The sequence below is a fragment of the Arthrobacter sp. AK01 genome (assembly GCF_021109375.1).
GTDB lineage: Bacteria > Actinomycetota > Actinomycetes > Actinomycetales > Micrococcaceae > Arthrobacter.
Map to the genome: position 1 here is coordinate 1 of NZ_JAJOHP010000012.1, position 22,092 is coordinate 22,092.

25 protein-coding genes are annotated in these 22,092 nt (G+C 61.2%); 11 read left to right on the plus strand and 14 right to left on the minus strand.

The genetic code is table 11. The annotated features are described in order from the left end of the window. Nucleotides 1-144 precede the first annotated feature (144 nt). The 3 genes from LN996_RS05830 to LN996_RS05840 are packed head-to-tail and all read right to left on the minus strand — an operon-like array spanning nucleotide 145 to nucleotide 3,435. Nucleotides 145-1,491, minus strand: a complete 1,347-nt coding sequence (locus tag LN996_RS05830) for an ABC transporter substrate-binding protein (protein WP_231339500.1) — start codon at nucleotides 1,489-1,491, stop codon at nucleotides 145-147. A 52-nt stretch (nucleotides 1,492-1,543) separates the two neighbouring features. Next, the gene (locus LN996_RS05835) at nucleotides 1,544-2,452 is read right to left on the minus strand and encodes a carbohydrate ABC transporter permease (protein ID WP_231339501.1); all 909 of its coding nucleotides are present in this window, start codon (nucleotides 2,450-2,452) and stop codon (nucleotides 1,544-1,546) included. Next, on the minus strand, nucleotides 2,449-3,435 hold the full coding sequence (locus tag LN996_RS05840; RefSeq protein ID WP_231339502.1) for a carbohydrate ABC transporter permease: 987 nt from the start codon (nucleotides 3,433-3,435) through the stop codon (nucleotides 2,449-2,451). The genes LN996_RS05835 and LN996_RS05840 overlap by 4 nt, the downstream gene beginning before the upstream one ends. 337 nt (nucleotides 3,436-3,772) lie before the next feature. Here LN996_RS05840 and LN996_RS05845 point away from each other — a divergent pair, with 337 nt between their 5' ends. The 8 genes from LN996_RS05845 to truA all read left to right on the plus strand — a co-directional run bounded on the left by LN996_RS05845 (nucleotide 3,773) and on the right by truA (nucleotide 9,061). After that, entirely contained in the window at nucleotides 3,773-4,723 is a 951-nt protein-coding gene (locus LN996_RS05845) for a P1 family peptidase (protein ID WP_231339503.1), read from the plus strand. A gap of 194 nt (nucleotides 4,724-4,917) precedes the next feature. Further along, the gene (infA, locus tag LN996_RS05850; RefSeq protein ID WP_011775571.1) at nucleotides 4,918-5,139 is read left to right on the plus strand and encodes a translation initiation factor IF-1; all 222 of its coding nucleotides are present in this window, start codon (nucleotides 4,918-4,920) and stop codon (nucleotides 5,137-5,139) included. Between the two features lie 72 nt (nucleotides 5,140-5,211). After that, the gene (gene rpmJ / locus LN996_RS05855) at nucleotides 5,212-5,325 is read left to right on the plus strand and encodes a 50S ribosomal protein L36 (protein ID WP_011775570.1); all 114 of its coding nucleotides are present in this window, start codon (nucleotides 5,212-5,214) and stop codon (nucleotides 5,323-5,325) included. A 196-nt stretch (nucleotides 5,326-5,521) separates the two neighbouring features. After that, nucleotides 5,522-5,899 (plus strand): 30S ribosomal protein S13, encoded by a 378-nt coding sequence (rpsM, locus tag LN996_RS05860; protein WP_011775569.1) that lies wholly within the window; start codon nucleotides 5,522-5,524, stop codon nucleotides 5,897-5,899. A 51-nt stretch (nucleotides 5,900-5,950) separates the two neighbouring features. Then, a complete protein-coding gene (gene rpsK, locus LN996_RS05865; protein ID WP_014922380.1) occupies nucleotides 5,951-6,352 on the plus strand; it encodes a 30S ribosomal protein S11 in 402 nt (133 codons plus the stop codon). Between the two features lie 148 nt (nucleotides 6,353-6,500). Continuing rightward, a complete protein-coding gene (locus tag LN996_RS05870) occupies nucleotides 6,501-7,511 on the plus strand; it encodes a DNA-directed RNA polymerase subunit alpha (RefSeq protein ID WP_011775567.1) in 1,011 nt (336 codons plus the stop codon). A 66-nt stretch (nucleotides 7,512-7,577) separates the two neighbouring features. Continuing rightward, on the plus strand, nucleotides 7,578-8,138 hold the full coding sequence (rplQ, locus tag LN996_RS05875) for a 50S ribosomal protein L17 (RefSeq protein WP_231339504.1): 561 nt from the start codon (nucleotides 7,578-7,580) through the stop codon (nucleotides 8,136-8,138). Between the two features lie 32 nt (nucleotides 8,139-8,170). Beyond that, on the plus strand, nucleotides 8,171-9,061 hold the full coding sequence (gene truA / locus LN996_RS05880; RefSeq protein ID WP_231339505.1) for a tRNA pseudouridine(38-40) synthase TruA: 891 nt from the start codon (nucleotides 8,171-8,173) through the stop codon (nucleotides 9,059-9,061). 120 nt (nucleotides 9,062-9,181) lie between these two features. Here the strand turns inward: truA and LN996_RS05885 are convergent, their stop codons facing one another. From LN996_RS05885 to LN996_RS05925, 9 genes are all read right to left on the minus strand, one after another. Beyond that, complete coding sequence (locus LN996_RS05885) at nucleotides 9,182-10,060, minus strand: type II secretion system F family protein (protein WP_231339506.1); 879 nt, start codon at nucleotides 10,058-10,060, stop codon at nucleotides 9,182-9,184. 12 nt (nucleotides 10,061-10,072) lie between these two features. Continuing rightward, the gene (locus LN996_RS05890) at nucleotides 10,073-11,014 is read right to left on the minus strand and encodes a type II secretion system F family protein (RefSeq protein ID WP_231339507.1); all 942 of its coding nucleotides are present in this window, start codon (nucleotides 11,012-11,014) and stop codon (nucleotides 10,073-10,075) included. 2 nt (nucleotides 11,015-11,016) lie between these two features. Next, nucleotides 11,017-12,336: a CpaF family protein gene (locus tag LN996_RS05895; RefSeq protein WP_231339559.1), complete on the minus strand. Its 1,320-nt coding sequence runs from the start codon at nucleotides 12,334-12,336 to the stop codon at nucleotides 11,017-11,019. Between the two features lie 128 nt (nucleotides 12,337-12,464). After that, complete coding sequence (locus LN996_RS05900; RefSeq protein ID WP_231339508.1) at nucleotides 12,465-13,664, minus strand: AAA family ATPase; 1,200 nt, start codon at nucleotides 13,662-13,664, stop codon at nucleotides 12,465-12,467. Further along, nucleotides 13,661-14,428: an RcpC/CpaB family pilus assembly protein gene (locus LN996_RS05905; protein WP_231339509.1), complete on the minus strand. Its 768-nt coding sequence runs from the start codon at nucleotides 14,426-14,428 to the stop codon at nucleotides 13,661-13,663. Before LN996_RS05905 ends, LN996_RS05900 begins: the two co-directional genes overlap by 4 nt. Nucleotides 14,429-14,479: 51 nt before the next feature. Continuing rightward, nucleotides 14,480-15,520 (minus strand): TadE/TadG family type IV pilus assembly protein, encoded by a 1,041-nt coding sequence (locus LN996_RS05910; RefSeq protein ID WP_253468676.1) that lies wholly within the window; start codon nucleotides 15,518-15,520, stop codon nucleotides 14,480-14,482. After that, nucleotides 15,508-15,909, minus strand: a complete 402-nt coding sequence (locus LN996_RS05915) for a TadE/TadG family type IV pilus assembly protein (protein WP_231339511.1) — start codon at nucleotides 15,907-15,909, stop codon at nucleotides 15,508-15,510. The genes LN996_RS05910 and LN996_RS05915 overlap by 13 nt, the downstream gene beginning before the upstream one ends. 111 nt (nucleotides 15,910-16,020) lie before the next feature. After that, nucleotides 16,021-16,215 carry a Flp family type IVb pilin gene (locus LN996_RS05920; RefSeq protein ID WP_231339512.1) on the minus strand — a complete coding sequence of 65 codons (195 nt, stop codon included), beginning with the start codon at nucleotides 16,213-16,215 and terminating at the stop codon, nucleotides 16,021-16,023. A gap of 322 nt (nucleotides 16,216-16,537) precedes the next feature. After that, nucleotides 16,538-17,182 carry a prepilin peptidase gene (locus LN996_RS05925; RefSeq protein ID WP_231339513.1) on the minus strand — a complete coding sequence of 215 codons (645 nt, stop codon included), beginning with the start codon at nucleotides 17,180-17,182 and terminating at the stop codon, nucleotides 16,538-16,540. Nucleotides 17,183-17,469: 287 nt separating this feature from the next. On the opposite strand from LN996_RS05925, the gene rplM reads away from it, so the two are divergent. From rplM to glmM, 3 genes are all read left to right on the plus strand, one after another. Next, on the plus strand, nucleotides 17,470-17,913 hold the full coding sequence (gene rplM, locus LN996_RS05930; RefSeq protein ID WP_011775554.1) for a 50S ribosomal protein L13: 444 nt from the start codon (nucleotides 17,470-17,472) through the stop codon (nucleotides 17,911-17,913). A gap of 38 nt (nucleotides 17,914-17,951) precedes the next feature. After that, complete coding sequence (gene rpsI / locus LN996_RS05935) at nucleotides 17,952-18,458, plus strand: 30S ribosomal protein S9 (RefSeq protein ID WP_011775553.1); 507 nt, start codon at nucleotides 17,952-17,954, stop codon at nucleotides 18,456-18,458. Nucleotides 18,459-18,627: 169 nt separating this feature from the next. Then, entirely contained in the window at nucleotides 18,628-19,992 is a 1,365-nt protein-coding gene (glmM, locus tag LN996_RS05940; protein WP_231339514.1) for a phosphoglucosamine mutase, read from the plus strand. Nucleotides 19,993-20,145: 153 nt separating this feature from the next. On the opposite strand, the gene LN996_RS05945 is transcribed toward glmM, so the two are convergent. Next, nucleotides 20,146-20,961 carry a D-alanyl-D-alanine carboxypeptidase family protein gene (locus LN996_RS05945; RefSeq protein ID WP_231339560.1) on the minus strand — a complete coding sequence of 272 codons (816 nt, stop codon included), beginning with the start codon at nucleotides 20,959-20,961 and terminating at the stop codon, nucleotides 20,146-20,148. A gap of 67 nt (nucleotides 20,962-21,028) precedes the next feature. Further along, nucleotides 21,029-22,000: a type I pantothenate kinase gene (gene coaA, locus LN996_RS05950; protein ID WP_026539842.1), complete on the minus strand. Its 972-nt coding sequence runs from the start codon at nucleotides 21,998-22,000 to the stop codon at nucleotides 21,029-21,031. Nucleotides 22,001-22,092: the final 92 nt, after the last annotated feature.

Here is a 22,092-nt window from a genome sequence, read left to right on the forward strand (position 1 = left end):
CGGGGGGGCGCCGCCCCCCGGGCGGGGGCCGGCCCCGCGGGGCGGCCCCGGGGGGGGGGGCCTCCCCCCCCCCCCACACCCCCGCCCCGGCCCCCCGGGGGCCCCCCCCCCCCCCCCCCCCTCTTCCCATACCTGCCGAAGGAATCAGGCCTTCAGCTTCGGCTTCACGTCCTTGGTGTAGATGCCCTCGAGGGTCTTCTTCAACTCGGTCATGGTTGCTTGGACGTCGCCCCGCTGCGTCAGGATCTTGGCTGCGGCCTTGGCCATTTCCTGGTCGGCGCCCGGCAGGAACACGCGTGCGTTGTCCTGGACCTTGGTGACTGAGAGTTGGTCCATGGCGGTCTTGATCTGCGGTGTGGCGGCGAGAACGGCCGACATATCGGCTGACAGCCGTGTTGGCATGTATCCAGTTGCGGCGGAGAACGCGGCCGTGTTCTCCGGCTCCGTCATGAATTTCAGGAACGTTGCCGCTGCCAGCTGTTCCTCCTTGGTGATGCCGCTGGGGATGCCGAGGCCGGCGCCGCCGGTGGGGCAGACTCCGCTGGGCGCCTCGGGACCGCCCGGAAGGAAGCCAACGCCCACATTGAACGTGGCCGCCTTCAGGACACCGAGCAGCGAGCCGGTTGAGGAGATGGTGGACGAGGTGATGCCGGCGGCAAAGTCATCGGCTGCTTCCTTGGAGGAAACACCTGCCCAGGCGTCCTTGTAGATGGAATCCTGTGCCCATTGGAGTGCCGCAACGGACTCTTTGGAATCGCACGTGATGTCCCAGTCCTTGGACCAGCTGCCGCCCCAGCCCCACAGGTTGTTCTGCAGGGTCCAGCCCGCGTAGCCAGCGAGGGCGGGGTAGATGTACGCGTACTGGGCGCCGGACGTGGCCTTCAGCTTCGGGGCCCAGTCGGCGAATTCCTGCCAGGTTGCCGGCGCACGATCCGGAAGGCCGGCTGCCTTGAAGTGATCCTTGTTGTAATAGAACAACGGTGTGGAGCGGCCATAGGGGAGTGCCCACTGCTTGTCGTCGTACTTGTAGTCGTCAACCAGTGACTTCTGGAAATCGTCGATCTTGATGTCCAACTGCTTTACCAAACCATCGATGGGGATGATGCTGCCGTTGGAGAAGTAGCGGAACCACCACACGTCCGAGAGGACCACCAGGCCCGGCAGGCCGGTCTTGGCTGCCTGGGATGTCTGGAACTTCTGGGCAATTTCCTCGTAGTTGGCGCCGGCCGTGACGAGCTTGACCTTGATGTCCGGGAACTTGGCGTGGAACTTCTCAATGATCGCCTTCTCAACGTCCTGGGACTTGCCCGGGTGGTTCGTCCAGAAATCGATGGACGCAGCGGGTTTCACTCCGGTGAAGTCGATGGTTGCAGTGTCGACGGCGTCTGCCGTGCCCGCCGTCGAGGGCCCGCCACAGGCGGCCAGGGCCGCTGCTCCGGCTCCAAGGCCTGCCAGCCCCAGGAAATGGCGGCGGTCAAGGTTGGTACGCATGGTGCTTCCTCTCAATAAGTTACTTCGATGCGAATAGTGCGGGTGGAGAAAATCAGCCGGTGACGCTGCCCTGGGTCAGCCCGGCAACGATGTAACGCTGGAGTGCGGCGAACACCAGCAGGATGGGGACGATCACCAGAACGGCTCCGGCCATGAGGATTCCCCAGCCTGCCCCGTTGCCCTCGGAGTTCTGCAGCAACGTCAGGCCCACGGGGAGCGTCATGGTTTCAGGGCGGTCCGTGATGATGAGCGGCCAAATGTAGTCGTTCCACTCGCTGACCACCGTTACCAAAGCGACCGTGGCAATCGACGGAACAGACACCGGCACGATGATCTGCCACAGGCGCCGCCAATGGCCGGCGCCATCGATTTCGGCCGCTTCAAGGATGGCCGGCGGCAGTGTAAGGAAGTGCTGCCGCAGCAGGAAGGTCCCAAACGCCGTGCCGAGGCCCGGGAGGATGATGCCCCACAACGTGTTTTTCCCGCCCATTCCAGCGATGAGGATGTAGTTGGGAAGGATGGAAACCTGTGCCGGAACCATGAGCGCCACCAGGATCAGCACGAAGATCACGTTCTTGAACGGGAAGCGCACGAACACCAACGCGTATGCCGTCAAGATGGCCAGGATGACCTTGATGGAAGATCCCACCACGGTGACGATCAGGCTGTTGGCGAAGAACTGCGCAAACGGGACGGTGGTCATCGCTGTGGCGTAATTCTCCAGGTTCAGGGACTCCGGCAGAATCTTCAGATCCATGGTGACGATTTCCCCAGGCTGCTTGAAGGAACTCAGCAACATCCAGAGCAGGGGCAGGAACACCACCAGCGTGGCGATGATCAACGGGACGTAGCCGGTGGCCACGGTCTGGAGCAGGTTGGCACTGGAGAAAGGGCGCGGAGGCTCGTGCTGTTCGCTCTCCTGCGAAGAAACCACGACGGCGGCTGGTGACGGTGCGCTCATGAATAGTGGACCTTTCGCTCAACGAACCGCAGTTGGATAACCGTCATGATCAGCAGGATGGCGAAAAGGATCACCGAGATCGCAGCCGAGTAGCCTGCCCGGTTATAGGCGCCGAAGGCTTGAAGATACGCCTCGTAAATCAGCGTGCTGGTGCCATTGCCCAGCGGAGTCATGATCCTGATGAGGTCGAAGGCCTGCAGCGAACTGAGCATGGTGGTGATCAACAGGAAGAACGTGGTGGGGGATAGCAGCGGCAGGGAGATGTTGAGGAACCGGCGTACTCCGTTTGCCCCGTCCAGCGCCGCAGCCTCCATGACGTCGCGGGGAAGGGACTGCAGGCCGGCCAAGTAAACCACCGCGCAATAGCCGAGGTTCTTCCAGATGTACACAATGATCACCATCACCAAGGAGAGCTGTGGATCGTTGATCCACTGCGGGCTCTGCTGGCCCAACCCACGCAGGATCCAGGCAAGGACTCCGTATCCGGGATCGAAAATGAAGAGCCACACCAGTCCGACTCCTACTCCCGACAGCACATATGGCGCGAACACTGCAGACCTCGCGAACGTGGTGCCGCGAACCTTGGAGTTCAGCGCCAGGGCAACCAGCAGGCCGAGCACCATGGAACCGCCAACGGTCACCAGCGTGAAGATGGCAGTGGTCCCCAGAACCTTTGGCGCATCCTCGCCGGTGAAGAAGATGACGTAATTCTGGAGCCCGACAACTGTGGCCGAGGCCGAACCCAGCGTCCAATCCAACGTGGAGTAATAGATGTTGTTGATCAACGGCCAATACGTAAAGGTGCCGATCAGCACCAGGTTGGGCAAAGCCATGGCAAGGAAGACCAGGAAGTCCTTCCGGCTGCGGCCGGACCAGCGCCGTCTCTCCGGCTGGGGCTGTTCTGCCGCGGCTGGCGGGACCGGCGGCGCGGGGTCCGGCATGCCTGCAGGGGCGGTGCTGCTGTGAATCTGTCGGGTAGTCATGGGTCACTTACGGTTTCGGGCGAACGTGAGGTGCCAGCTCCCGGACCGGGGCGGCGAAGACAGGCCTAGCTCACCACACCCAATGTCCCTGTTCGGGCCAAAACAGTGCCCCGTAGCGATAGTTGTCTTACACTTCCGAACCCGTTTACTCGGCGTTACTCGCTTGTTCGTATTTGAGGCTCGGCTCCCACTTTGCCTCGGTCTGCGCACCGGCGGGCCTGCCGGCACGCCGCGACCCTCGGCGCGCTCGGTCGTGCCTCCCTTAGACGCGCGCTGCCGGGTCCCGGCGCACCGCCAGTTCGATCGGCTCCCGGCGGGGCGGGTGGAGAATGGAGCCATGAATTCGATCACCGATGTTGCCGGCATGCGGGTTGGGCATGTGCAGAGGGTAGGGGAGGGGTGGCTGTCCGGGGTGACTGTCGTCCTTCCTCCGGTGGGGACCGTGGGGTCTGTGGATGTGCGTGGGGGAGGCCCAGGGACGCATGAGACCGACGCACTGGATCCGACCACCCTGGTATCAACCGTGGATGCCGTGGTGCTGACGGGTGGAAGCGCGTTTGGCTTGGCCTCGGCTGGCGGGGCCCAGCTGTGGTGCGAGGAGCAGGGCAGGGGGTTCGCTGTTCCGGGGACCGTGGTGCCGATTGTTCCCGCTGCGGCCATCTTCGACCTCGGGCGGGGTGGCGACGTCAAAGCTCGGCCCGGCGCCGACATGGGTTACCAGGCGGCCGCCGCAGCGTTCACCTCAGGCGACCATGCCGCCGTCGAGCGTGGAAATGTCGGGGCCGGCGCTGGTGCCGTCATAGCGCGCGGGCATTTCAAGGGCGGGATCGGTACCTCGTCGATCACTCTCGAGGGCGGGGTGGTTGTTGGTGCGCTGGCGGTAGTGAACGCACTCGGGGCGCCGGTGTTTGGCCGGGTAGACCTGAGGCCCGCTGCGCGTTCGGCCGTTCCTCCGCAGGGGCTCAATACAACGCTCGTAGTGATTGCGACGAATGCCGTGCTGGATGTGGCCGAGTGCAAGCGGACTGCTTCTGCCGGACATGCCGGATTGGCCCGGGCTTTGGATCCGTCCCATACTTTGGCCGACGGCGATACCGTGTTCGCGTTGGCGACGGGCGCCGTCGTGCTTGACCGCAGTACTGAACAAGCGCGGCAAGTCTCTCTGATCACGCTGCAAAGCGCCGCGGCGGAAGTGGTCCGCCTGGCGATTCTGGACGGTGTGACATCTGCTGAAAGCGTCACCACAACGGCCGGTGAATTCCCTGCCTTCCAGCCGGCGGGGGAGTGACGGCGGCGGACGCTTGCGCTACCATGGACGGATTTAACTTTCCGGCCTCATTGGCGTAGAGTTATTTGTTGGTTGTCTGTGCAGCCACGCCCTTTTTAGTGTCGTGGTTCAAGAGAGCCAAGCAAACAAAAAACGTCCGCTGGATCTTCGGTGCCTAACTGAAGGACGGTGGCAAACAACAGTTAGCGGAGGATATGGCCAAGAAGGACGGGGTCATTGAGATCGAGGGCGTTGTGACTGAGGCGCTGCCCAATGCGATGTTTCGTGTTGAGCTCACCAATAAGCACGTCGTTCTCGCACACATCTCTGGGAAGATGCGACAGCACTACATTCGAATCCTCCCCGAGGACCGGGTAGTGGTGGAGCTGAGCCCATACGACCTCACACGTGGTCGTATCGTCTACCGCTACAAGTAAATTGCTGGGCGGCAAGGCAATAGTGCCTAAGCCGCTCCAGCAGATCAACTGCAAAACACGCAAAGGAACGCCATGAAGGTCAAGCCGAGCGTCAAGCAGATCTGCGACAAGTGCAAAGTGATCCGCCGTAACGGCCGGGTCATGGTGATCTGCGAGAACCCGCGCCACAAGCAGCGCCAGGGCTAATTCCCCTTTCGGGAATCAGCGCCCGCAAGGGCAAACCTGGGCTGCTAGCCCACGCAAGTAAATAAAGGCAGCACAAGCTGTGCCAGGACTGCACTACAGAGCCTGGTCAGCGAACCCCCGGTCGGAGGCTGGGGCCACACTGAACGTGTGGGTGTACTGCCTACGACCTCCGGTTTATTCAAGGAGTACTGCCACTATGGCTCGTCTCGCTGGCGTAGACATTCCCCGCGAAAAGCGGTTGGAAATTGCGCTTACTTACATCTACGGCGTGGGCAAGACCCGTGCACACGAAACCCTGGCTGCCACCGGCATCAGCGCTGACGTTCGCGTCAAGGACCTGACTGACGCCGAGCTGGTCCAGCTGCGTGACTACATTGAAGGCAACTACAAGGTTGAGGGTGACCTTCGCCGCGAGGTAGCCGCCGACATCCGCCGCAAGGTAGAAATCGGCAGCTACGAAGGCCTGCGCCACCGCAAGGGCCTGCCCGTACGCGGACAGCGTACGAAGACCAACGCTCGTACCCGCAAGGGCCCGAAGCGCACCGTCGCCGGCAAGAAGAAGGCCGGACGTTAATCCCTCGGGATTGATCCGGTTTTCCCCCGATAACTTTCTGTAGGAGAAACAATGCCCCCGAAGACTCGTGGAGCGGTTCGTAAGCCGCGTCGCAAGGATAAGAAGAATATCGCGCTTGGCCAGGCGCACATCAAGAGCACCTTTAACAACACCATCGTGTCCATCACGGACCCGAACGGTGCTGTCATCTCATGGGCTTCCGCCGGTGAGGTTGGCTTCAAGGGCTCCCGTAAGTCCACTCCCTTCGCCGCCCAGATGGCTGCTGAAGCCGCTGCAAAGCGCGCTCAGGAGCACGGTCTGCGCAAGGTTGACGTATTCGTCAAGGGCCCGGGATCCGGACGCGAAACCGCAATCCGTTCGCTTCAGGCCGCTGGCCTCGAGGTTGGCTCCATCCAGGACGTCACCCCCAGCGCCCACAACGGTTGCCGCCCGCCGAAGCGCCGCCGCGTCTAATTAGGTCTTCCCTGCCTGACCGGCCGGGCCTGCTATGGATGGTTCTGCCCTCCATCAGCATGGCCCGGCTGGTCAGGCTGGAAACCGAAGCCGATTTCCACCACCTGTGTTGCGTCATATAGCGGATGCTCGCCGAAAGGAAACCTAAGTGCTCATTGCACAGCGCCCCACCCTGTCCGAAGAAGTTGTATCCGAGAACCGCTCCCGTTTCATCATTGAACCGCTGGAGCCGGGCTTCGGTTACACCCTCGGAAACTCCCTCCGCCGTACCCTGCTCTCCTCCATCCCCGGTGCCGCTGTAACCAGCATCCGGATCGATGGCGTGCTGCACGAGTTCACCACGGTTCCGGGTGTCAAGGAAGATGTCACCGAGATCATCCTGAACATCAAGAACCTTTCGGTTTCCTCCGAGCACGATGAGCCGGTTGTTGCGTACCTGCGCAAGCAGGGCCCCGGAGTCGTCACCGCCGCGGACATCGCTCCGCCGGCTGGCGTCGAATTCCACAACCCGGATCTGCACATTGCCACTCTGAACTCGAAGGGCAAGTTCGAACTCGAACTGACCATCGAGCGCGGCCGTGGCTACGTTTCGGCAGCTCAGAACAAGTCCGGCGACTCCGAGATCGGCCGTATTCCGGTTGACTCGATCTACTCGCCGGTCATGAAGGTAACTTTCCGCGTGGAAGCTACCCGTGTTGAGCAGCGCACCGACTTCGACAAGCTCATTGTCGACGTCGAGACCAAGCAGGCAATCGCCCCGCGCGATGCTGTTGCTTCCGCAGGCACCACCTTGGTGGAACTGTTCGGTCTGGCTCGTGAGCTGAACACCGCAGCTGAAGGTATCGAGATTGGCCCGTCGCCGACGGACGCTGCCCTGGCAGCTGACATGGCTCTGCCGATCGAGGATCTGGACCTCACCGTCCGTTCCTACAACTGCCTCAAGCGTGAGGGCATCCACACCGTGGGTGAACTCGTTGCCCGCTCCGAGGCTGACCTGATGGACATTCGTAACTTCGGTGCGAAGTCCATTGACGAGGTCAAGGCAAAGCTCGTGGAACTGGGTCTGTCCCTCAAGGACTCCCCTCCCGGTTTCGATCTCGCAGCCCGCGCCGCAGCCATCGAAGAGGACGACGCCGCGTTCAGCGACGACGAGCTCTAAACAGCAGATCTTGGCCGCCGGGTCCAGCGATGGACCTGACCGGCTTACATAACAGGAGAAATAACTATGCCTACCCCCACTAAGGGTCCGCGCCTCGGAGGCGGCCCGGCTCACGAGCGCCTGATGCTCGCGAACCTGGCAGCTGCTCTGTTTGAGCACAAGCGCATCACCACCACGGTCACCAAGGCCAAGCGCCTTAAGCCGTACGCAGAGCGTCTGGTCACCTTCGCCAAGCGTGGCGACCTCGCTTCCCGCCGCCGCGTTCTCGGCCTGATCAGCGACAAGGGCGTTGTCCACGAGCTGTTCACCGACATCGCCGGCGCCGTTGCCAACCGCGATGGTGGCTACACCCGCATCACCAAGATCGGCAACCGCAAGGGCGACAACGCTCCCATGGCTGTCATCGAGCTCGTTCTCGAGCCGGTTTCCGCAAAGCAGGCCGTTGTTGCTGAAGCAACTGCTGCCGCTGCCAAGGCTGCTCCGGCTGCCGAGGAAGAGGTCGTTGAGACCGAAGCCGTAGAAACCGAAGCTGCTGAAACCGAAGAGGCTCCGGCCGCTGAGGCAGAAGCTACTGAAGCTGAAGCTGCTGAAACCGAAGAGGCTCCGGCCGCTGAGGACAAGAAGTAATTCACTGAATTCTTCACAGTAGACTTAAGTCTATGAACGAACGAAAACCCGCTGCCCCCGTTATGGGGGGCGGCGGGTTTTTGCGTGTCCGGCTTGATCTTTCGTACGACGGCGGCCCGTTCAGCGGGTGGGCTCTTCAGCCTGGTCTCCGAACCGTCCAGGGTTCATTGGAAGAAGCGCTGGCGCTCCTGTTGCAACGGCCGGTCCGCGTGACGGTTGCCGGCCGGACTGATGCCGGCGTCCACGCCCGCGGGCAGGTAGTTCACCTGGACCTGACGGAAGCTGAGTGGCTCTCATTGCCGCGCGGGCACGAACTCGACCCCGGCGTCGCGCTCTTGCGGCGTCTCCGTGGCGCTTTGAGCCGGATACTCGGTGACCTCACCGGGTCGGTGGAAGTGCACGACGCCGGTCTGGCGCCGGAAGGATTCGACGCCCGCTTTTCAGCGTTGTGGCGCAGGTACAGTTACCGGATTGCCGACGGCCCGGAACGGTGGGATCCCGTTCTGCGGGGAATCACTTTGTGGCACAAGGCGGACCTGGATGTTGCGCTGATGAACGAGGGCGCTTCTTCCCTTCTGGGTCTCCAGGACTTCCGCTCCTACTGCAAGCCCCGGGAAGGTGCCACCACCATCCGTGAGCTGCAGAAGTTCTCGTTTGAACGAGGTAGCGACGGGGTCATTGTTGCCACCGTGCAGGCTGATGCTTTCTGCCACAACATGGTGCGGTCCTTGGTGGGATCTGCACTGCGTGTGGGGGAGGAGCTGGAGTCCCCGGGCTGGCTGCACTCGCGCCTCCTGGAGCGTAAGCGGGATGCCAAATCCGTGCTCGCTGCACCGCACCCGTTGGTGTTGGAGGAAGTCGCGTATCCGTCGGATGCCGAGCTGCTGGCCCGCGCTGAGCTGACGCGGGCGCGGCGGGCTTAGTCTCGCCGACTTGTGCGGACGTGGGAGGACCCCCTCCCGGCTCTGGGTACCGGAAGGGGGCCGTTGTGGCACTTCGTGGTCTGGGATCCGCGAAGTGCCGGTCTATCTCCTGGGGGAATATCAGCTGAAAGCCTCCATGATCCTGATGCCCGCCGGGCCCAGAAGGATGATGAAGAGCACGGGAAAGATGCAGAAGAGCAGTGGAAATAGCACCTTCACGGGGAGCTTCATTGCTTTCTCCTCCGCGTTCTGACGGCGTTTGACGCGTGCTTGTTTGGCCTGGGCCCGGAGTACGCTCGCGATGCCGATGCCATACTTGTCAGCTTGAATCACGGCGAGCACAAAGCTTCGGACATCGGTCACGGTGGACCGCTCTGCCAGGGCCTCATAGGCATCCTGGCGTGGCCTTCCCACCTGGATGTCTTGAAGCGTACGCACGAGTTCCTGGGCCAAAGGACCCGTACCTTGAGCCGAAGCCCGTTCCATTGCCGACTCGAAGCCGAGGCCAGCCTCTACGGAAATCAGCATTTGATCGAGCGTGTTGGGGAATTCGATCTTGATTGCTTCCTGCCTTTTGGCCCCTTGGTTGTAAACCAACAGGTCGGGGATGAAGTACAGAAAAACGGTGAGAAAGAGCCCGAGGGCCACAACTGTAGGGCCGGGATTGCTCGCGAACAGAAGGATGCCGAACAGGGCACCGGATGCTGCCAGGATGGGCTTGATGGCAATGAGTTTGGTGAGCGGCATTGACCTCGGGCGGCCGGCCAGGGCCAGCCACTGGTCGAGCTTGGCTTCGTAGGTGCCGGGCATCAATTTCCTGGCGACGCCGAGCAATAGGGGAGCGCGTTGGATGGTGACACCGGCACCTTGCGCGAACCCGGAGCCAAGATTGCTATGAATAGCCACCATGCCTTTACGGTCAATAGTGGCAATGGACCAAACGAAATAGACCAGCGGAAGTACAATCGTGGCGATGATTAGCCATACAAAGGGACTCATGACCCATAGCTCCTAGAACTTGATCTTTACGGTGCGGTTCATCCAGAAACCTCCAACGATGAAGAGGACAAGACTCAAGACCGTCAAAGCAATCCCGACTGGATGGCTAATGAAAACCCGCAAGTAGCCCGGGTTGATGATCCCGAGCACCATACCTACTCCGACCGGCAATGCCATGAGGATTACTGCTGACATCCTGCCTTCTGCGCTCAGGGACCGAACATGGCCTTTGATTTCACTACGTTCACGGATGGTGCCGGCTACTTGCTCAAGAACCTCAGCCAAGTCTCCGCCGACCTCGCGGTTTATTTGGATCGCTTGGCCAATCCACCGAAAATCCTCGCTGTCCATGCGAATCGCGCAGTCTTCGATTGCCTGACGGGCGTCTTTGCCGATCCTCACTTCGTTGACGATCCTGGCAAGTTCTTCCGAGGTAGGCTCCTGGGATTCCTGGGCGGCCGCTTCAAGTGATCGCATGATGCTGTGGCCTACCCGGAGCCCGCCTATGAGCATCTGGATGGTATCGGTCAACTGCCCTTCGAATTTGGATCGACGCTTTTCGGTTCGAAACACCAGAACCACCTTTGCCGCGAACGGTGTTGCCACAGCGACCAAAATGCCGATCATTGGATTAGCCAGCAATATGCCAAGGATTCCCAGGAGCACTGTGGCAATTGCCACCAGGACTGTGAAGTCGGCTGGCGACTGTTTGACGCCGGCGTTGTAGAGAACGTCGCGGTTGAAGGGCCCGCCGGATCGGCCGAGGGCAGAATCGACTACCTGGACAGCCGATTGGGATACCCGTCCCAGCGCCGACTCGTCGGGGGTGAATCCAAAGCGGCGCCTTTCCAACGGAATACTGCTGCTACGAGGTTTCAGCACAACCAGAACGAGAATCAGCAAGGCGGCAGCACAGGCGCCAACAGCTAGAAAGAACCACACAGGCGTATCCATGGCTATCGCCTCACTGACGGGACGGGGGCGGCTCCAAAAACGGAAGGAGGAACGCTGATGCCAAGTTCGGTGAAACGGTCCAGAAACCGGGGGCGTATTCCCGTAGGAAGTGCTTTGCCCAGAAAACGGCCTTCGGCGTCAAGGCCGGCCCCGTAGTCGAAGAGAAAAGCATCTTGGAGCGTCACCACGTCGCCTTCCATCCCTTGTACTTCGGTGACGTGCGTTATGCGCCTGCTTCCGTCGCGTAGGCGGGTGACCTGGACGATGAGGTCGACTGCTGAGGACACTTGTTCCCGGACTGCGCGAAGCGGCAGGTCCATGCCGGCCATCAGCACCAACGTTTCCAGACGGGCGATCGCGTCTCGGGGAGAGTTCGCGTGCACCGTCGACAAAGACCCGTCGTGCCCTGTATTCATCGCCTGGAGCATGTCGAGTGACTCGCCACCACGTACTTCTCCGACAATGATCCGATCGGGCCGCATACGGAGTGAGTTGCGCACCAAGTCCCTAATGGTGACGGCACCCTTACCCTCGATGTTCGGCGGGCGACTCTCCAACCTGACCACATGGCGTTGCTGCAGTTGGAGTTCCACAGCGTCCTCGATGGTGACGATGCGGTCGGATTCCGGGATGAAAGAGGACAGTACGTTCAAGAGCGTCGTCTTGCCGGTTCCTGTTCCACCAGAGACGATGACGTTCAACCGGGCGCGCACACAGGCACTGAGCAGTTCAGCCATTTCATGGCTCATTGATCCCCATTCGATGAGATTTCGAACCGTCAAGGGAACATGACTGAATTTCCTGATGGTGAGCGACGGACCGTTCACGGCCAGCGGGGGAATGATCGCATTGACTCGCGAACCGTCCTCCAGTCGCGCGTCCACCAGCGGGGATGATTCATCAATGCGACGCCCCACTTTGGAAACGATCCGTTCGATGACCTTCCTGAGGTGGTTATCTGAGCTGAATTGAAGATCAGTAAATGCCAGATGTCCGTGTCGCTCGACGTAAATCTGGTCGAAGCGATTGACCATGACTTCTGTTACCGACGGGTCCTCCAACAGCCGTTGAAGCGGACCGAACCCCATCACTTCGTCGGCAATTTCGCGTATCAAGCGTCGGCGCTCTTCCGGCGTGAGGGGAACTTGTTCGTCATCAATCACGGCTGAAAGTTCCTCAACAGCGAAGGACCGCAGTTCCTCTTCAGATGAGGAAGTATCGCCAATCCTGCTGCCCATGCGTTCAAAAAGTGCCGATGCAGCCCGTTGCTTCAAGCCAGCCAGGGCATCGACGGCCGGCGTAGACGGCGTGCCTCCCAGCATGGGTGCGCTGGTGGGCGTAACGGCCTGTGCCGGTGTTGCTTCATCGGCTGCGTCCGGGCCTCCGACATCGCGGGCCATGACTTCAGCTATGACGTCGGGGTTCTTTTTCGAGAGCCGTTCGGAAAGCTTCACGACACCACCACCCTTCGGTGCAGTTTGTTTTGCGGGGTTGATTCCAGTCGAGGATCGAAGCGGCCAACGAGCTTCCTTAGACCCTTAGCGGCCGAATCGCGTGTGGTCCCTTGGAGGACCGGTACTCCGCGGTTTGTTGAGAACGGAAGGTTTCGTGAACGCGGAATCACAGTATCGATGGGCACCCCAATGGTGGCTTCCACATCCTGGACCGATATGCCACTTTTCCTGTCCGCAAAATTCAGCACGGTATGCCGGTTCTGCGGCAGGAGCTGAAGCTCCCGGAGGACGCTGAAGCATTTCCTCAGGCCGCGGATGCTTGGCACATCCATCCCGCAGACCCAGACACCATCTGTCGCGAGCTCCAGCGTGGCGAGGCAGTGCTCGCCCAAACCAGGAGCGGTGTCGACCACCACATACTTGAATTCTGTGGCAAGTTGGTTGATCAACCTTGTGACATGGTCGGCGGTAATGTAGTCAGACTCTGACGGTTTCTTGGGGGCGCAGAGAGCGTAAATACCTGAAGGATGTACGGTAAGGAAGGCCTTGAGGACCATGGAGTCCTGGGCGGCAGAGCCATGGACTGCCTCGGTAATGGAATGCTCAGGCTCCAGCAGGAGTCCAGACGCCACATCGCCAAATTGCAGGTCAAGGTCAACAATGACGACTCCCATGGGTGCAACCGCACCAAGCCCGACGGCAAGATTCGTGGCCACGGTTGTCTTACCAACTCCGCCCTTGGGCGACATTACGGCTATGACGCGTCCCCTTTCCTGGCCGGATTCGGAAACGGATTGCATTCCACGACGCCTGCTGGCCGCGGCCAAGCAGGCTCTTTCCATGAGTACCCGCAGTTCGTTGATGTCGATCTCGGGCGTCACGACATCCCTGATGCCGGCGTGCATTGCCCGGAGGATGATGTCCGGGCTGGGTTCTGCAACCAGGAGGAGACTGATCTCCGGAAATTGGAGATCGAACACAGTTGCAAGTTTCAGGGCATCATCCGGGTTCACGCCCGGTCCCAGAATCATGACTTCCGGCGGGGCACCCGTCAGTTGCTTGAAGACGTCATCTGTTCCTGCCTGCAGGACGTCGGGCGAGAGCGTTTGCAGGTCACCATGCAAGGCTCCCGAAATCGCTTGACGAACCCGACCTTCAAAGTCGCGGACGGCAGTGATGGCTACGAAGCGGCTCATTGGACCAGCCCTCCAAAATTGGTAGTGGGAGGATCAGTCTTCACGGTCTTGTCGGTCTGCTTGGAGAGCCAGAGCGTGCCGAACTCAGCGCCAAAGACCATCTTTGCGGCGTTCGCATCGCTGAGGGCGACGGTGACATAGGCGGAACCATTCGGCAGCGCTACGCCTTTGTCTGATCCCGCCGACTTCTCGGCATCAGGTGCGGCCTGTTGGACTGCTGTCACCAAGACATCGTGATAAAGGAGCTCCGTGAAGTCTTTCCACCCTGTCATACCGGCCGGGAGGTTGGCTCCTGCCGGCACGGCCTCATCCAACTTGAACGATGCGAAAACTGTGACAGTGTCGCCGGCTTCAATTCTTCCGCCGAGGATTCTCTCGGGGGCAAGGACAAAGGTAGCTTCCTGCAGACCTTCAGGCACGGGCACGGTCCCAGGCGCCAGCTCCTTCGGATCCACGAGCTTGACGCCCAACAACTGCTCGCCGGGCTGAAGGTCGGCCGAAGTGACCTTCCCCTTCTGGTCATTGAGCGCCTTGATGGTGCCAGGCGCTACTGCTGTCTGCGGAAGGGTTTCCACCCGAACCTTTGATTCAAGCTCCTCTACCTTGGTACCGGCTGGAACACGTTCTTTGATGACCAGAACGTTTATGGGATCGAGCCCTTGCTGCGCCCGCTTGTCTGCTCCCTGAACGTAGGTGACCAGTAGAACGGTGCCAATGACTGCCAAAAGCAGTGCTGCAATGCCTCCCAGTAGGCGTGTCTTCACTTTTAACTCCTTTCGAGTTTTTGGTGATTCTTTGTGTGATGCTGTGCGCAGTTAATCGGTCAGTGTGACCACGGACGCTCCGTAGTTGGGAACTGTGCCGCTTATCTGCGATCCCTCTTCGAGTGATACGAAGCGGGAGAAGTACCCCTGAAGTCCCCGGCAGTTTCCATTGCAGCTAGGGGCAAGAGGGTCAAGGACCGCTCCTGACCCGCTGAACTTATAGCCGGTGACCTGAAAGGCTGCGAAGCCAATCAGTGTGTACTTTGCATTGCTTCCGTTGCCGGCAGCGGTCTTGAAAAGTGGAATGAGAGCGGGCTCATCCATGATGGTGGAAAGAACAGCGTCACAAGCCGCTGCGTTGGGGAAATGGTTGCCGGGTTGCCCGTTGACAGTCGCATCGAGCGATATGTTCGTGGAGCAACCTGTATTGGTGACGAGCCATCCAAAACCACCAGGCTGGTAGCCGTTTTGTGTAGCGCAACCCGGAACGGTGGGAGCATTCTCGTCGTAGCGCAGCAGGATGTGTGTCGGAGTCGGGTCGCCTGAGAAGTTGCCGGTGGAGTTGAGCGATGCCAGCTGCGTAGGTGAAAGGTACTTTCTGAAAACGCACTCACTCACCGTCCAAGGCAAGGTTGTCGCCGCCGCCGGGGCACCCCATTGTGCTTCTGCGGCCGCTTCCACGGTCGCGGTGTCCATACCCAGAACCCTCGCGAAGTATAGGGAAAAGCTGTTCGCCCCTGAATCCCCATCGCGTGCATTCGTAACAACACGGACGGTAGTGGAAGCTGGAAAAGACACTGCAGAGCCGCTGGAACCATCATTCGCGTTGCTATTGGCGAAGCTGTTTGCCGTTGCGGTGCTGTCTCCGCAGTTACCATTGGCGCAATCGGTGGCGATCGCCAGGGCTGCGGCGTCGGCGCCGTTCTGCAGCTGGGCCTTCTCGGCATACAGGGCTCCGACATCGATGGCAAGGGCCGCAAAGCCCAAAAGCACGACCATCAGCCCTGCGACGACTATGGTTGCCGCCCCTCGTTCGTGGGACTCGACGCGATTGACTTCGCGCCTGACCCAGAGTTGCCTCAGCCGCCGCATCTCATCACCCCAACCCCGGTCATGCTGAGTGGGAAGATGCCCGGTGCTCCGAAGAAGCCGGCATCCAGGAAGCCTGACATGGACGGCAGCGAAACGCTGGTGGTGACTTCGACATTGGAGCCAGGAGCGCAACTGGAAGCGTTGTCGCTAACACTTACACCCAGGCCCTCCAATGAAGGCGCTGCGGACAACGCTGTGCCGGCCACGTCCAAACCACCATCTTGATAGTGAACTGCGGCGTAGCGTGCGCCCTCCCGAGCCGCTTGCGTCAGTGATACTTGGACGTTGAGCACTCGACCAAACTCGATGATTCCAATGAGGACGAGAAGCAGCAGTGGCAAAAGGATCGCCATTTCGATTGCAACCGCGCCTCGTTCTTTCCGATCCATGTCGATTCCCCGACTTTCCCAGATAGGGCTGAAAATGAAACTATTCGGAAAGCAGTTTGGCTCCGGTGGAACGACGCCACCAGAGCCAAACTGCGTTTGGGGTGATGATGCCTAGATGGCGGCGTCCACACGAGTGAAGAGGTTTGCGATCTGCGGCCCAAGAAGGGTAACGGCCGCAAGCACCAGGAGGGCGATGAAGGCGACCATGATGCCGTATTCAACCATCGTCGCTCCCTTCTCGTCCTTGGTGAAGCGGTCCTTGACGCCGGCAATGTACGAGGTAATGGTGAAAATAAAAGCAGACATTGGAATTTCCTTCCCAGAAAAAGCATTTGCGAATTGGGTTATAGGTCCAGCAAATTATCGGAATTTGCTTCGACTCCCGAACTACCCCCATGGTGCCTTTAGCGGTCCGGAATTCGATGAGATAAGAATTCACCCTGGAAAGCGGCTGCGACAATGCGTAGCCGTACTCGACTTGGGGAGGGGGGTGCTACTCGCCGGCGCGAGCGGAGGGCAGGAAGTACTCGGTTTCCGATGAAAAGGGGGTCGAAACTACTTGGTTTCGAAAGCTGCCTTATTAATTGGGGAACGTGTGCCGGGGGAGGTAAGTGCGTACTAAGCCGGACTAGCTCATGACCAGGACGACGCCAAGGGCGGCGATGACCATTGCCGGGCCATGGGCCGTTTCCGCAGGCTTTTCCGCGCGTCGCAGGCGCAACATCACTACCGTGAGCACCCCGCCCACCACAAATCCCAGTAGTCCCCCGAAGAGTACTTGCTGCCAACCCAAGTACCCCAAGTACATGCCAACGGGTGCTGCGAGCTTCACGTCGCCCATTCCGATGCTGCCAGGCGAAAAAAGTCCGAGAATCAGGTAGCCAAGGAAGAGGATTGCCCCTGCGGCGAGGGCCCGGAAGAGCTCGGGCCACCCGGGGGCGAGGACGGCGGGCAGCGCCAGGAGCAGCAAGCCGCCGCCAAGCAGTACGGCAATAAGGGCATTAGGCAGTAGATGCAGCGTGAAATCGATCCGCGAAAGCTGTACGCCAATTAGTGCCAGTAAAAGAAATGCCGGCAGTTCCAAAGAGATGCCGAACCGCCACGCGAGCAAGCCAAACAGCAGCGCGGTGACTGCCGCCGTCGTGATGCGGACCTTGGGGGAGGGAAGCCCGCCAAATAGCGGCAGCCGCCACGAGATGAGCCACTCTGCGGCCGGGCTCAGCAGGAGGCCGGCCAGGGCGACGATGAGCGGAAAGGCGGGCCCGTCGGACATGTACTCTCCCTCAATCAGTGCGCGACCCCCGGGGGCGGATACCCCATTTTGACCCGGACGCCCCGTTGGCGGTATTGTTTAGAGTCGTTGTGCGTGTCCTATCTCGATGACACATGCCTTGCGGGGGATCCAGTTGCAGGATCGCTAACTCCTGAGGCATTTCGAGATCTTGGGATGACTGGTACATAGAGCCCTCACCTCTGCTCCGGTAGCGCATACATAGTAGGTACACGCCTTATTGCGTGTCGCCTAAAACATGAACGCCAGAACAAGAACGAGGCAAAACCGTGCGTACGTACACCCCGAAGCCCGGCGATATCAACCGCCAGTGGCACGTCATTGACGCCACCGACGTTGTCCTTGGTCGTCTTGCCAGCCAGACCGCAACACTGCTGCGCGGAAAGCACAAGCCGACCTTTGCGTCCCACATGGACATGGGCGACTTCGTCATCATCATCAACGCTGAAAAGGTTGCCCTCACCGGCGCCAAGCTGGAGCAGAAGCGGGCATACCGCCACTCCGGTTACCCGGGCGGCCTGACCTCCGTCAACTACGCCGAGCTGTTGGAATCCAACCCGGTTCGCGCTGTTGAGAAGGCCATCAAGGGCATGCTCCCCAAGAACTCCCTCGCCGCTCAGCAGCTGGGCAAGCTCAAGGTCTACGCAGGCCCGGAGCACCCCCACGCTGCACAGCAGCCGAAGACTTTCGAAATCACCCAGGTCGCCCAGTAGTCCTGGCCACCAACCAACTTTTCATTACAAGGAGAACCGTGGCTCAGAACGAAGAACTGACCGCCGAAGCCGTCGAGGCCGAGGAAACCCTCACCAGCTACACCTCGGAAAGCACGTCTGCTGAAGACGCGCCGAAGAAGGAGCGCCCGGCGCTGACCGTTGCAGGCGCAGCAGTTGGCCGCCGCAAGGAAGCCGTTGCACGCGTTCGCGTTGTTCCGGGTTCCGGCAAGTGGACCATCAACGGCCGCACGCTGGACAACTACTTCCCGAACAAGCTGCACCAGCAGGACGTCAACGAGCCCTTCAAGATCCTTGATCTTGAAGGCGCCTACGACGTCATCGCCCGTATCCACGGCGGTGGCATCTCCGGCCAGGCCGGTGCGCTGCGCCTCGGCGTTGCTCGCTCGCTGAACGAGATCGACGTCGACAACAACCGCGCCACCCTCAAGAAGGCCGGCTACCTCAGCCGTGACGCCCGCGTCATCGAGCGTAAGAAGGCCGGTCTCAAGAAGGCTCGCAAGGCTCAGCAGTACTCCAAGCGTTAATTCGCTTCACCCCAAATCGCTGGGGTATCGAAAGCCCGTTCCGCCGTTTCGGCGGGGCGGGCTTTCGTCGTTAACGCCGAGGGTCAACAGCGCCGGGAATGGCTCGCATGTGACGCTCCGACACGCCCCCTGAACTGCTGGTGTCCTGTCGTCGTCTAAACTTGAGCCGATGTCTAGATTATTTGGAACAGATGGCGTGCGCGGTCTCGCGAATGGATTGCTCACCGCAGAGCTGGCTATGCAGCTCGCCCAGGCCGCCGCCGTCGTACTCGGCCATGACCGCACAACCAACGGCAAGCGGCCGCGCGCCGTCGTCGCCAGGGACCCCAGGGCGAGTGGTGAGTTCCTTGCCGCCGCCGTGGAAGCGGGGCTTTCCAGCTCCGGCATCGACGTCTATGACGCCGGTGTTCTTCCCACACCTGCGGCCGCCTACCTGGTGGCAGATCTCGACGCCGATTTCGGCGTTATGTTGTCGGCCTCGCACAACCCCGCTCCGGACAACGGCATCAAGTTCTTCGCCCGGGGCGGCCAGAAGCTCCCGGACCACGTCGAGGACGCCATCGAGGCGCAGCTGGGCAAAGAGCCGCAGCGCCCGATTGGAGCGGACGTTGGACGCATCCAGCGGTTCTCCGACGCTGAAGACCGCTACATCGTGCACCTGCTGGGCACGCTTCCCAAGCGCCTGGATGGCCTGAAGGTAGTCCTCGACTGCGCCCACGGCGCGGCGAGCGGTTGTTCACCCCAGGTATTCAAGGATGCCGGCGCGGACGTCGTCGTTATCGGCGCCGAACCGGACGGCCTGAACATCAACGAGGGCGTGGGCTCCACCCACTTGGGCCCGTTGAAGGAAGCTGTGCTTCAGCACAGCGCAGACCTTGGCGTGGCCCACGACGGCGACGCCGACCGCTGCCTTGCCGTGGACCACGAGGGCAACGAAGTGGATGGCGACCAGATCATGGCCATCCTGGCATTGGCTCTCAACGACGCCGGAAAGCTCAAGGACAGCGTCCTTGTTGCGACCGTCATGAGCAACCTCGGGCTCAAGATCGCCCTTAAGGGTGCCGGTATCACCATCCGCGAAACCGGGGTGGGCGACCGCTACGTGCTCGAAGAAATGCGCGACGGCGGCTACAACCTCGGTGGCGAACAGTCGGGCCACGTGATCTTCTCCGACTACGCAACCACAGGCGATGGCGTCCTGACCGGTTTGCAGCTCGCAGCCCAGGTAGCCCTGACCGGCCGCAGCCTCAAGGATCTTGCGACGGCGATGACTAAACTCCCGCAGCTGATGATCAACGTCAAGGGCGTGGACAAGGCCCGTGCCGGTACTGATGAAGGCGTTGCCGCTGCTGTGGCTGCAGCGGAACTCGAATTGGGCGAGACCGGCCGCGTGCTCCTCCGCCCCTCCGGTACCGAGGCATTGGTCCGCGTCATGGTGGAAGCCGCTGACATGGAGACGGCTGAGCGAATCTGCAGTGGTCTTGCTGCAGTGGTCAAGGAGCGTTTGGGCGCTTCCAGCGAGATGGCTGTCTAAGAAGTCTGAAAATGGCTTGGGGGGGGGCCCCCCCCCCCCGGCCGGGGGGGGGGGGGGCGCGGGGGTGGGGGGGTGGAGTGGGGGGGGGGGCGGGGGGGGCCGCGGGGGGAGGAACCCCCCCGGGGGGGGGGGGGCCCCGAAGCCGTTTAAGGGCTAAAGGTAGTCGGGTGCCGCTTCGAGCCCGAAGTACTCTTCCAGCGTCGCGATGCCGCGCGCCGACATATCGGTGGCAGCCTCCACACCGATGTAACGCAGGTGCCAGGACTCATAGAAATAGCCCGTGGTGTCATGGAACATCCACGGATAGCGGACCACGAAGCCAAACTTGTGCGCGTTGGCTTTCGCCCACACTGCTGCGGGCTGTTCGGCAAAGCATGGCTGGAAGCTGCATGCCCCTCCGCCGTCTCCGATGTCGAAGGACCAGCCCGTCTGGTGTTCGGAATGCCCCGGGCGGGCTGAGGCGCGGTCTGCTGCCGCTTGACCCGTGCTGGCCACGTACCCGCCATACGTGGCCACTTGGGTGGAGTAGGAGCGGTAGCCCGAAGCCAACGTCATGATGACGCCCCCCGCCGCAGCGGCCGCGAAGAGCTTTTCTGCGGCAGCCGCCGTCGTGCTGTTCAGCAACGCAGCTTCGCCGCTGACCGCGAGGCGGATGTTTGGCTGGACCAAATCTGCCGGGACGAAGTCCTGGGGGTTGAGTGGGCGGTGTTTGTTGACAATGACCCAGGGGCTGGTGGGGTCCGTCAGCGAATGCTGCGGTGCAACGGCGCTGGAGGGGGCAGAACTGGAAGGCGCGGCACTGGGTGATGGCGTAACAGCGTCCGGGGGTACCGTCGCCGGAGCCGTAGTAGAGGCGCTGGAAGCGATCCCAGAGGGCACGGCAGGGGTTGAAGCAGCCCCGCTTGCGGCATTGGCGGCGACGGGGGAGGGGACAGCGTTCTCGGGCGTGCACGCAGCCAGGGCGGCCATTCCCGCGCCGGCCGTCAGCATGGCCGCGAAGGTACGTCGGCTGGGCAGCGGCGTCGGATCGGCCACGCTAGACCTTCCTCAGCAGCATGCGGCGGATGGAGTGGTCGGCGTCCTTGGTGAGGACCAGTTGCGCCCGGCCGCGGGTAGGCAGCACGTTTTCCTCGAGGTTGGGTTCGTTGATGCGCTTCCAAATGCCGCGGGCGGTCGATTCGGCGTCGTCATCGGACAGCGTGGCATAACGGTGGAAGTAGGACTCCGGCTGCGCGAAGGCTGTGGTCCGCAGCTTCCGGAAGCGGTCCACGTACCACTCCTCGATGTAGGAGGTCTTGGCGTCCACATAAATGGAGAAGTCGAAGAAGTCACTGACAGCCAGTCCTTGCTTGCCGTCCATGCGGGGGCGGGCGGGCGCGAGGACGTTCAGGCCCTCCACGATCAGGACATCGGGACGCCGAACCACCACTTCCTTGCCCGGAACAATGTCGTACGTTACGTGGGAATACCAAGGTGCCCGAACCTCTTCGGCGCCACCTTTGACTTCCGAGACGAAGCGAAGGAGCCCGCGGCGGTCATATGACTCGGGAAATCCCTTGCGTTCGAGCAGGTGCCGGCGTTTGAGCTCGGCCAAAGGATAGAGGAAGCCATCCGTGGTGATGAGTTCCACGTTGGGGGTCCCGGGCCAGCGTCGGAGCATTTCCCGGAGCACGCGGGCGATGGTGGATTTGCCGACAGCGACGGAGCCTGCGACGCCGATGACGAACGGCGTGCGTTGGGTTTGTTCGCCCAGGAAGGTGGTTGTTGCCGCGTGGAGCTGGTGCGATGCCTGGACATACAGGTGCAGGAGCCGTGAAAGCGGAAGGTAGACCTCCCGGACTTCCTTCATGTCCAGGGGATCGCCGAGGCCGCGGAGACGGAAGATGTCCTCTTCGTTGAGGGGCTGCTCCATCTGCGCTGCAAGCCTGGACCACGTTTGGCGGTCCAGCTCTACAAACGGGGAAGCGCCGTCGCCATTAGCTTCGGTGCGTTGCAAAGTCACGCTCATGATTCTGCCCTCCACGCGGCGGATCAGGAAATGCGCGACGACGGGAGGGTGAATTGTGAGGGTTGGACATCATACTGGCAAGAGGAGGAGCT

Bases quoted from the DNA above. Each gene is read 5' to 3' on its own strand.
- LN996_RS05895 (WP_231339559.1), bottom strand. From the start codon at position 12,336: ATGCTGGGAGGCACGCCGTCTACGCCGGCCGTCGATGCCCTGGCTGGC.
- rplQ (WP_231339504.1), top strand. From the start codon at position 7,578: ATGCCTACCCCCACTAAGGGTCCGCGCCTCGGAGGCGGCCCGGCTCAC.
- LN996_RS05845 (WP_231339503.1), top strand. From the start codon at position 3,773: ATGAATTCGATCACCGATGTTGCCGGCATGCGGGTTGGGCATGTGCAG.
- LN996_RS05900 (WP_231339508.1), bottom strand. From the start codon at position 13,664: ATGAGCCGCTTCGTAGCCATCACTGCCGTCCGCGACTTTGAAGGTCGG.
- rpmJ (WP_011775570.1), top strand. From the start codon at position 5,212: ATGAAGGTCAAGCCGAGCGTCAAGCAGATCTGCGACAAGTGCAAAGTG.
- LN996_RS05835 (WP_231339501.1), bottom strand. From the start codon at position 2,452: ATGAGCGCACCGTCACCAGCCGCCGTCGTGGTTTCTTCGCAGGAGAGC.
- LN996_RS05830 (WP_231339500.1), bottom strand. From the start codon at position 1,491: ATGCGTACCAACCTTGACCGCCGCCATTTCCTGGGGCTGGCAGGCCTT.
- LN996_RS05920 (WP_231339512.1), bottom strand. From the start codon at position 16,215: ATGTCTGCTTTTATTTTCACCATTACCTCGTACATTGCCGGCGTCAAG.
- glmM (WP_231339514.1), top strand. From the start codon at position 18,628: ATGTCTAGATTATTTGGAACAGATGGCGTGCGCGGTCTCGCGAATGGA.
- rpsM (WP_011775569.1), top strand. From the start codon at position 5,522: ATGGCTCGTCTCGCTGGCGTAGACATTCCCCGCGAAAAGCGGTTGGAA.
- coaA (WP_026539842.1), bottom strand. From the start codon at position 22,000: ATGAGCGTGACTTTGCAACGCACCGAAGCTAATGGCGACGGCGCTTCC.
- rpsK (WP_014922380.1), top strand. From the start codon at position 5,951: ATGCCCCCGAAGACTCGTGGAGCGGTTCGTAAGCCGCGTCGCAAGGAT.
- LN996_RS05925 (WP_231339513.1), bottom strand. From the start codon at position 17,182: ATGTCCGACGGGCCCGCCTTTCCGCTCATCGTCGCCCTGGCCGGCCTC.
- infA (WP_011775571.1), top strand. From the start codon at position 4,918: ATGGCCAAGAAGGACGGGGTCATTGAGATCGAGGGCGTTGTGACTGAG.
- LN996_RS05890 (WP_231339507.1), bottom strand. From the start codon at position 11,014: ATGGATACGCCTGTGTGGTTCTTTCTAGCTGTTGGCGCCTGTGCTGCC.
- LN996_RS05840 (WP_231339502.1), bottom strand. From the start codon at position 3,435: ATGACTACCCGACAGATTCACAGCAGCACCGCCCCTGCAGGCATGCCG.
- truA (WP_231339505.1), top strand. From the start codon at position 8,171: ATGAACGAACGAAAACCCGCTGCCCCCGTTATGGGGGGCGGCGGGTTT.
- LN996_RS05885 (WP_231339506.1), bottom strand. From the start codon at position 10,060: ATGAGTCCCTTTGTATGGCTAATCATCGCCACGATTGTACTTCCGCTG.
- LN996_RS05910 (WP_253468676.1), bottom strand. From the start codon at position 15,520: ATGCGGCGGCTGAGGCAACTCTGGGTCAGGCGCGAAGTCAATCGCGTC.
- LN996_RS05915 (WP_231339511.1), bottom strand. From the start codon at position 15,909: ATGGATCGGAAAGAACGAGGCGCGGTTGCAATCGAAATGGCGATCCTT.
- LN996_RS05945 (WP_231339560.1), bottom strand. From the start codon at position 20,961: ATGGCCGCCCTGGCTGCGTGCACGCCCGAGAACGCTGTCCCCTCCCCC.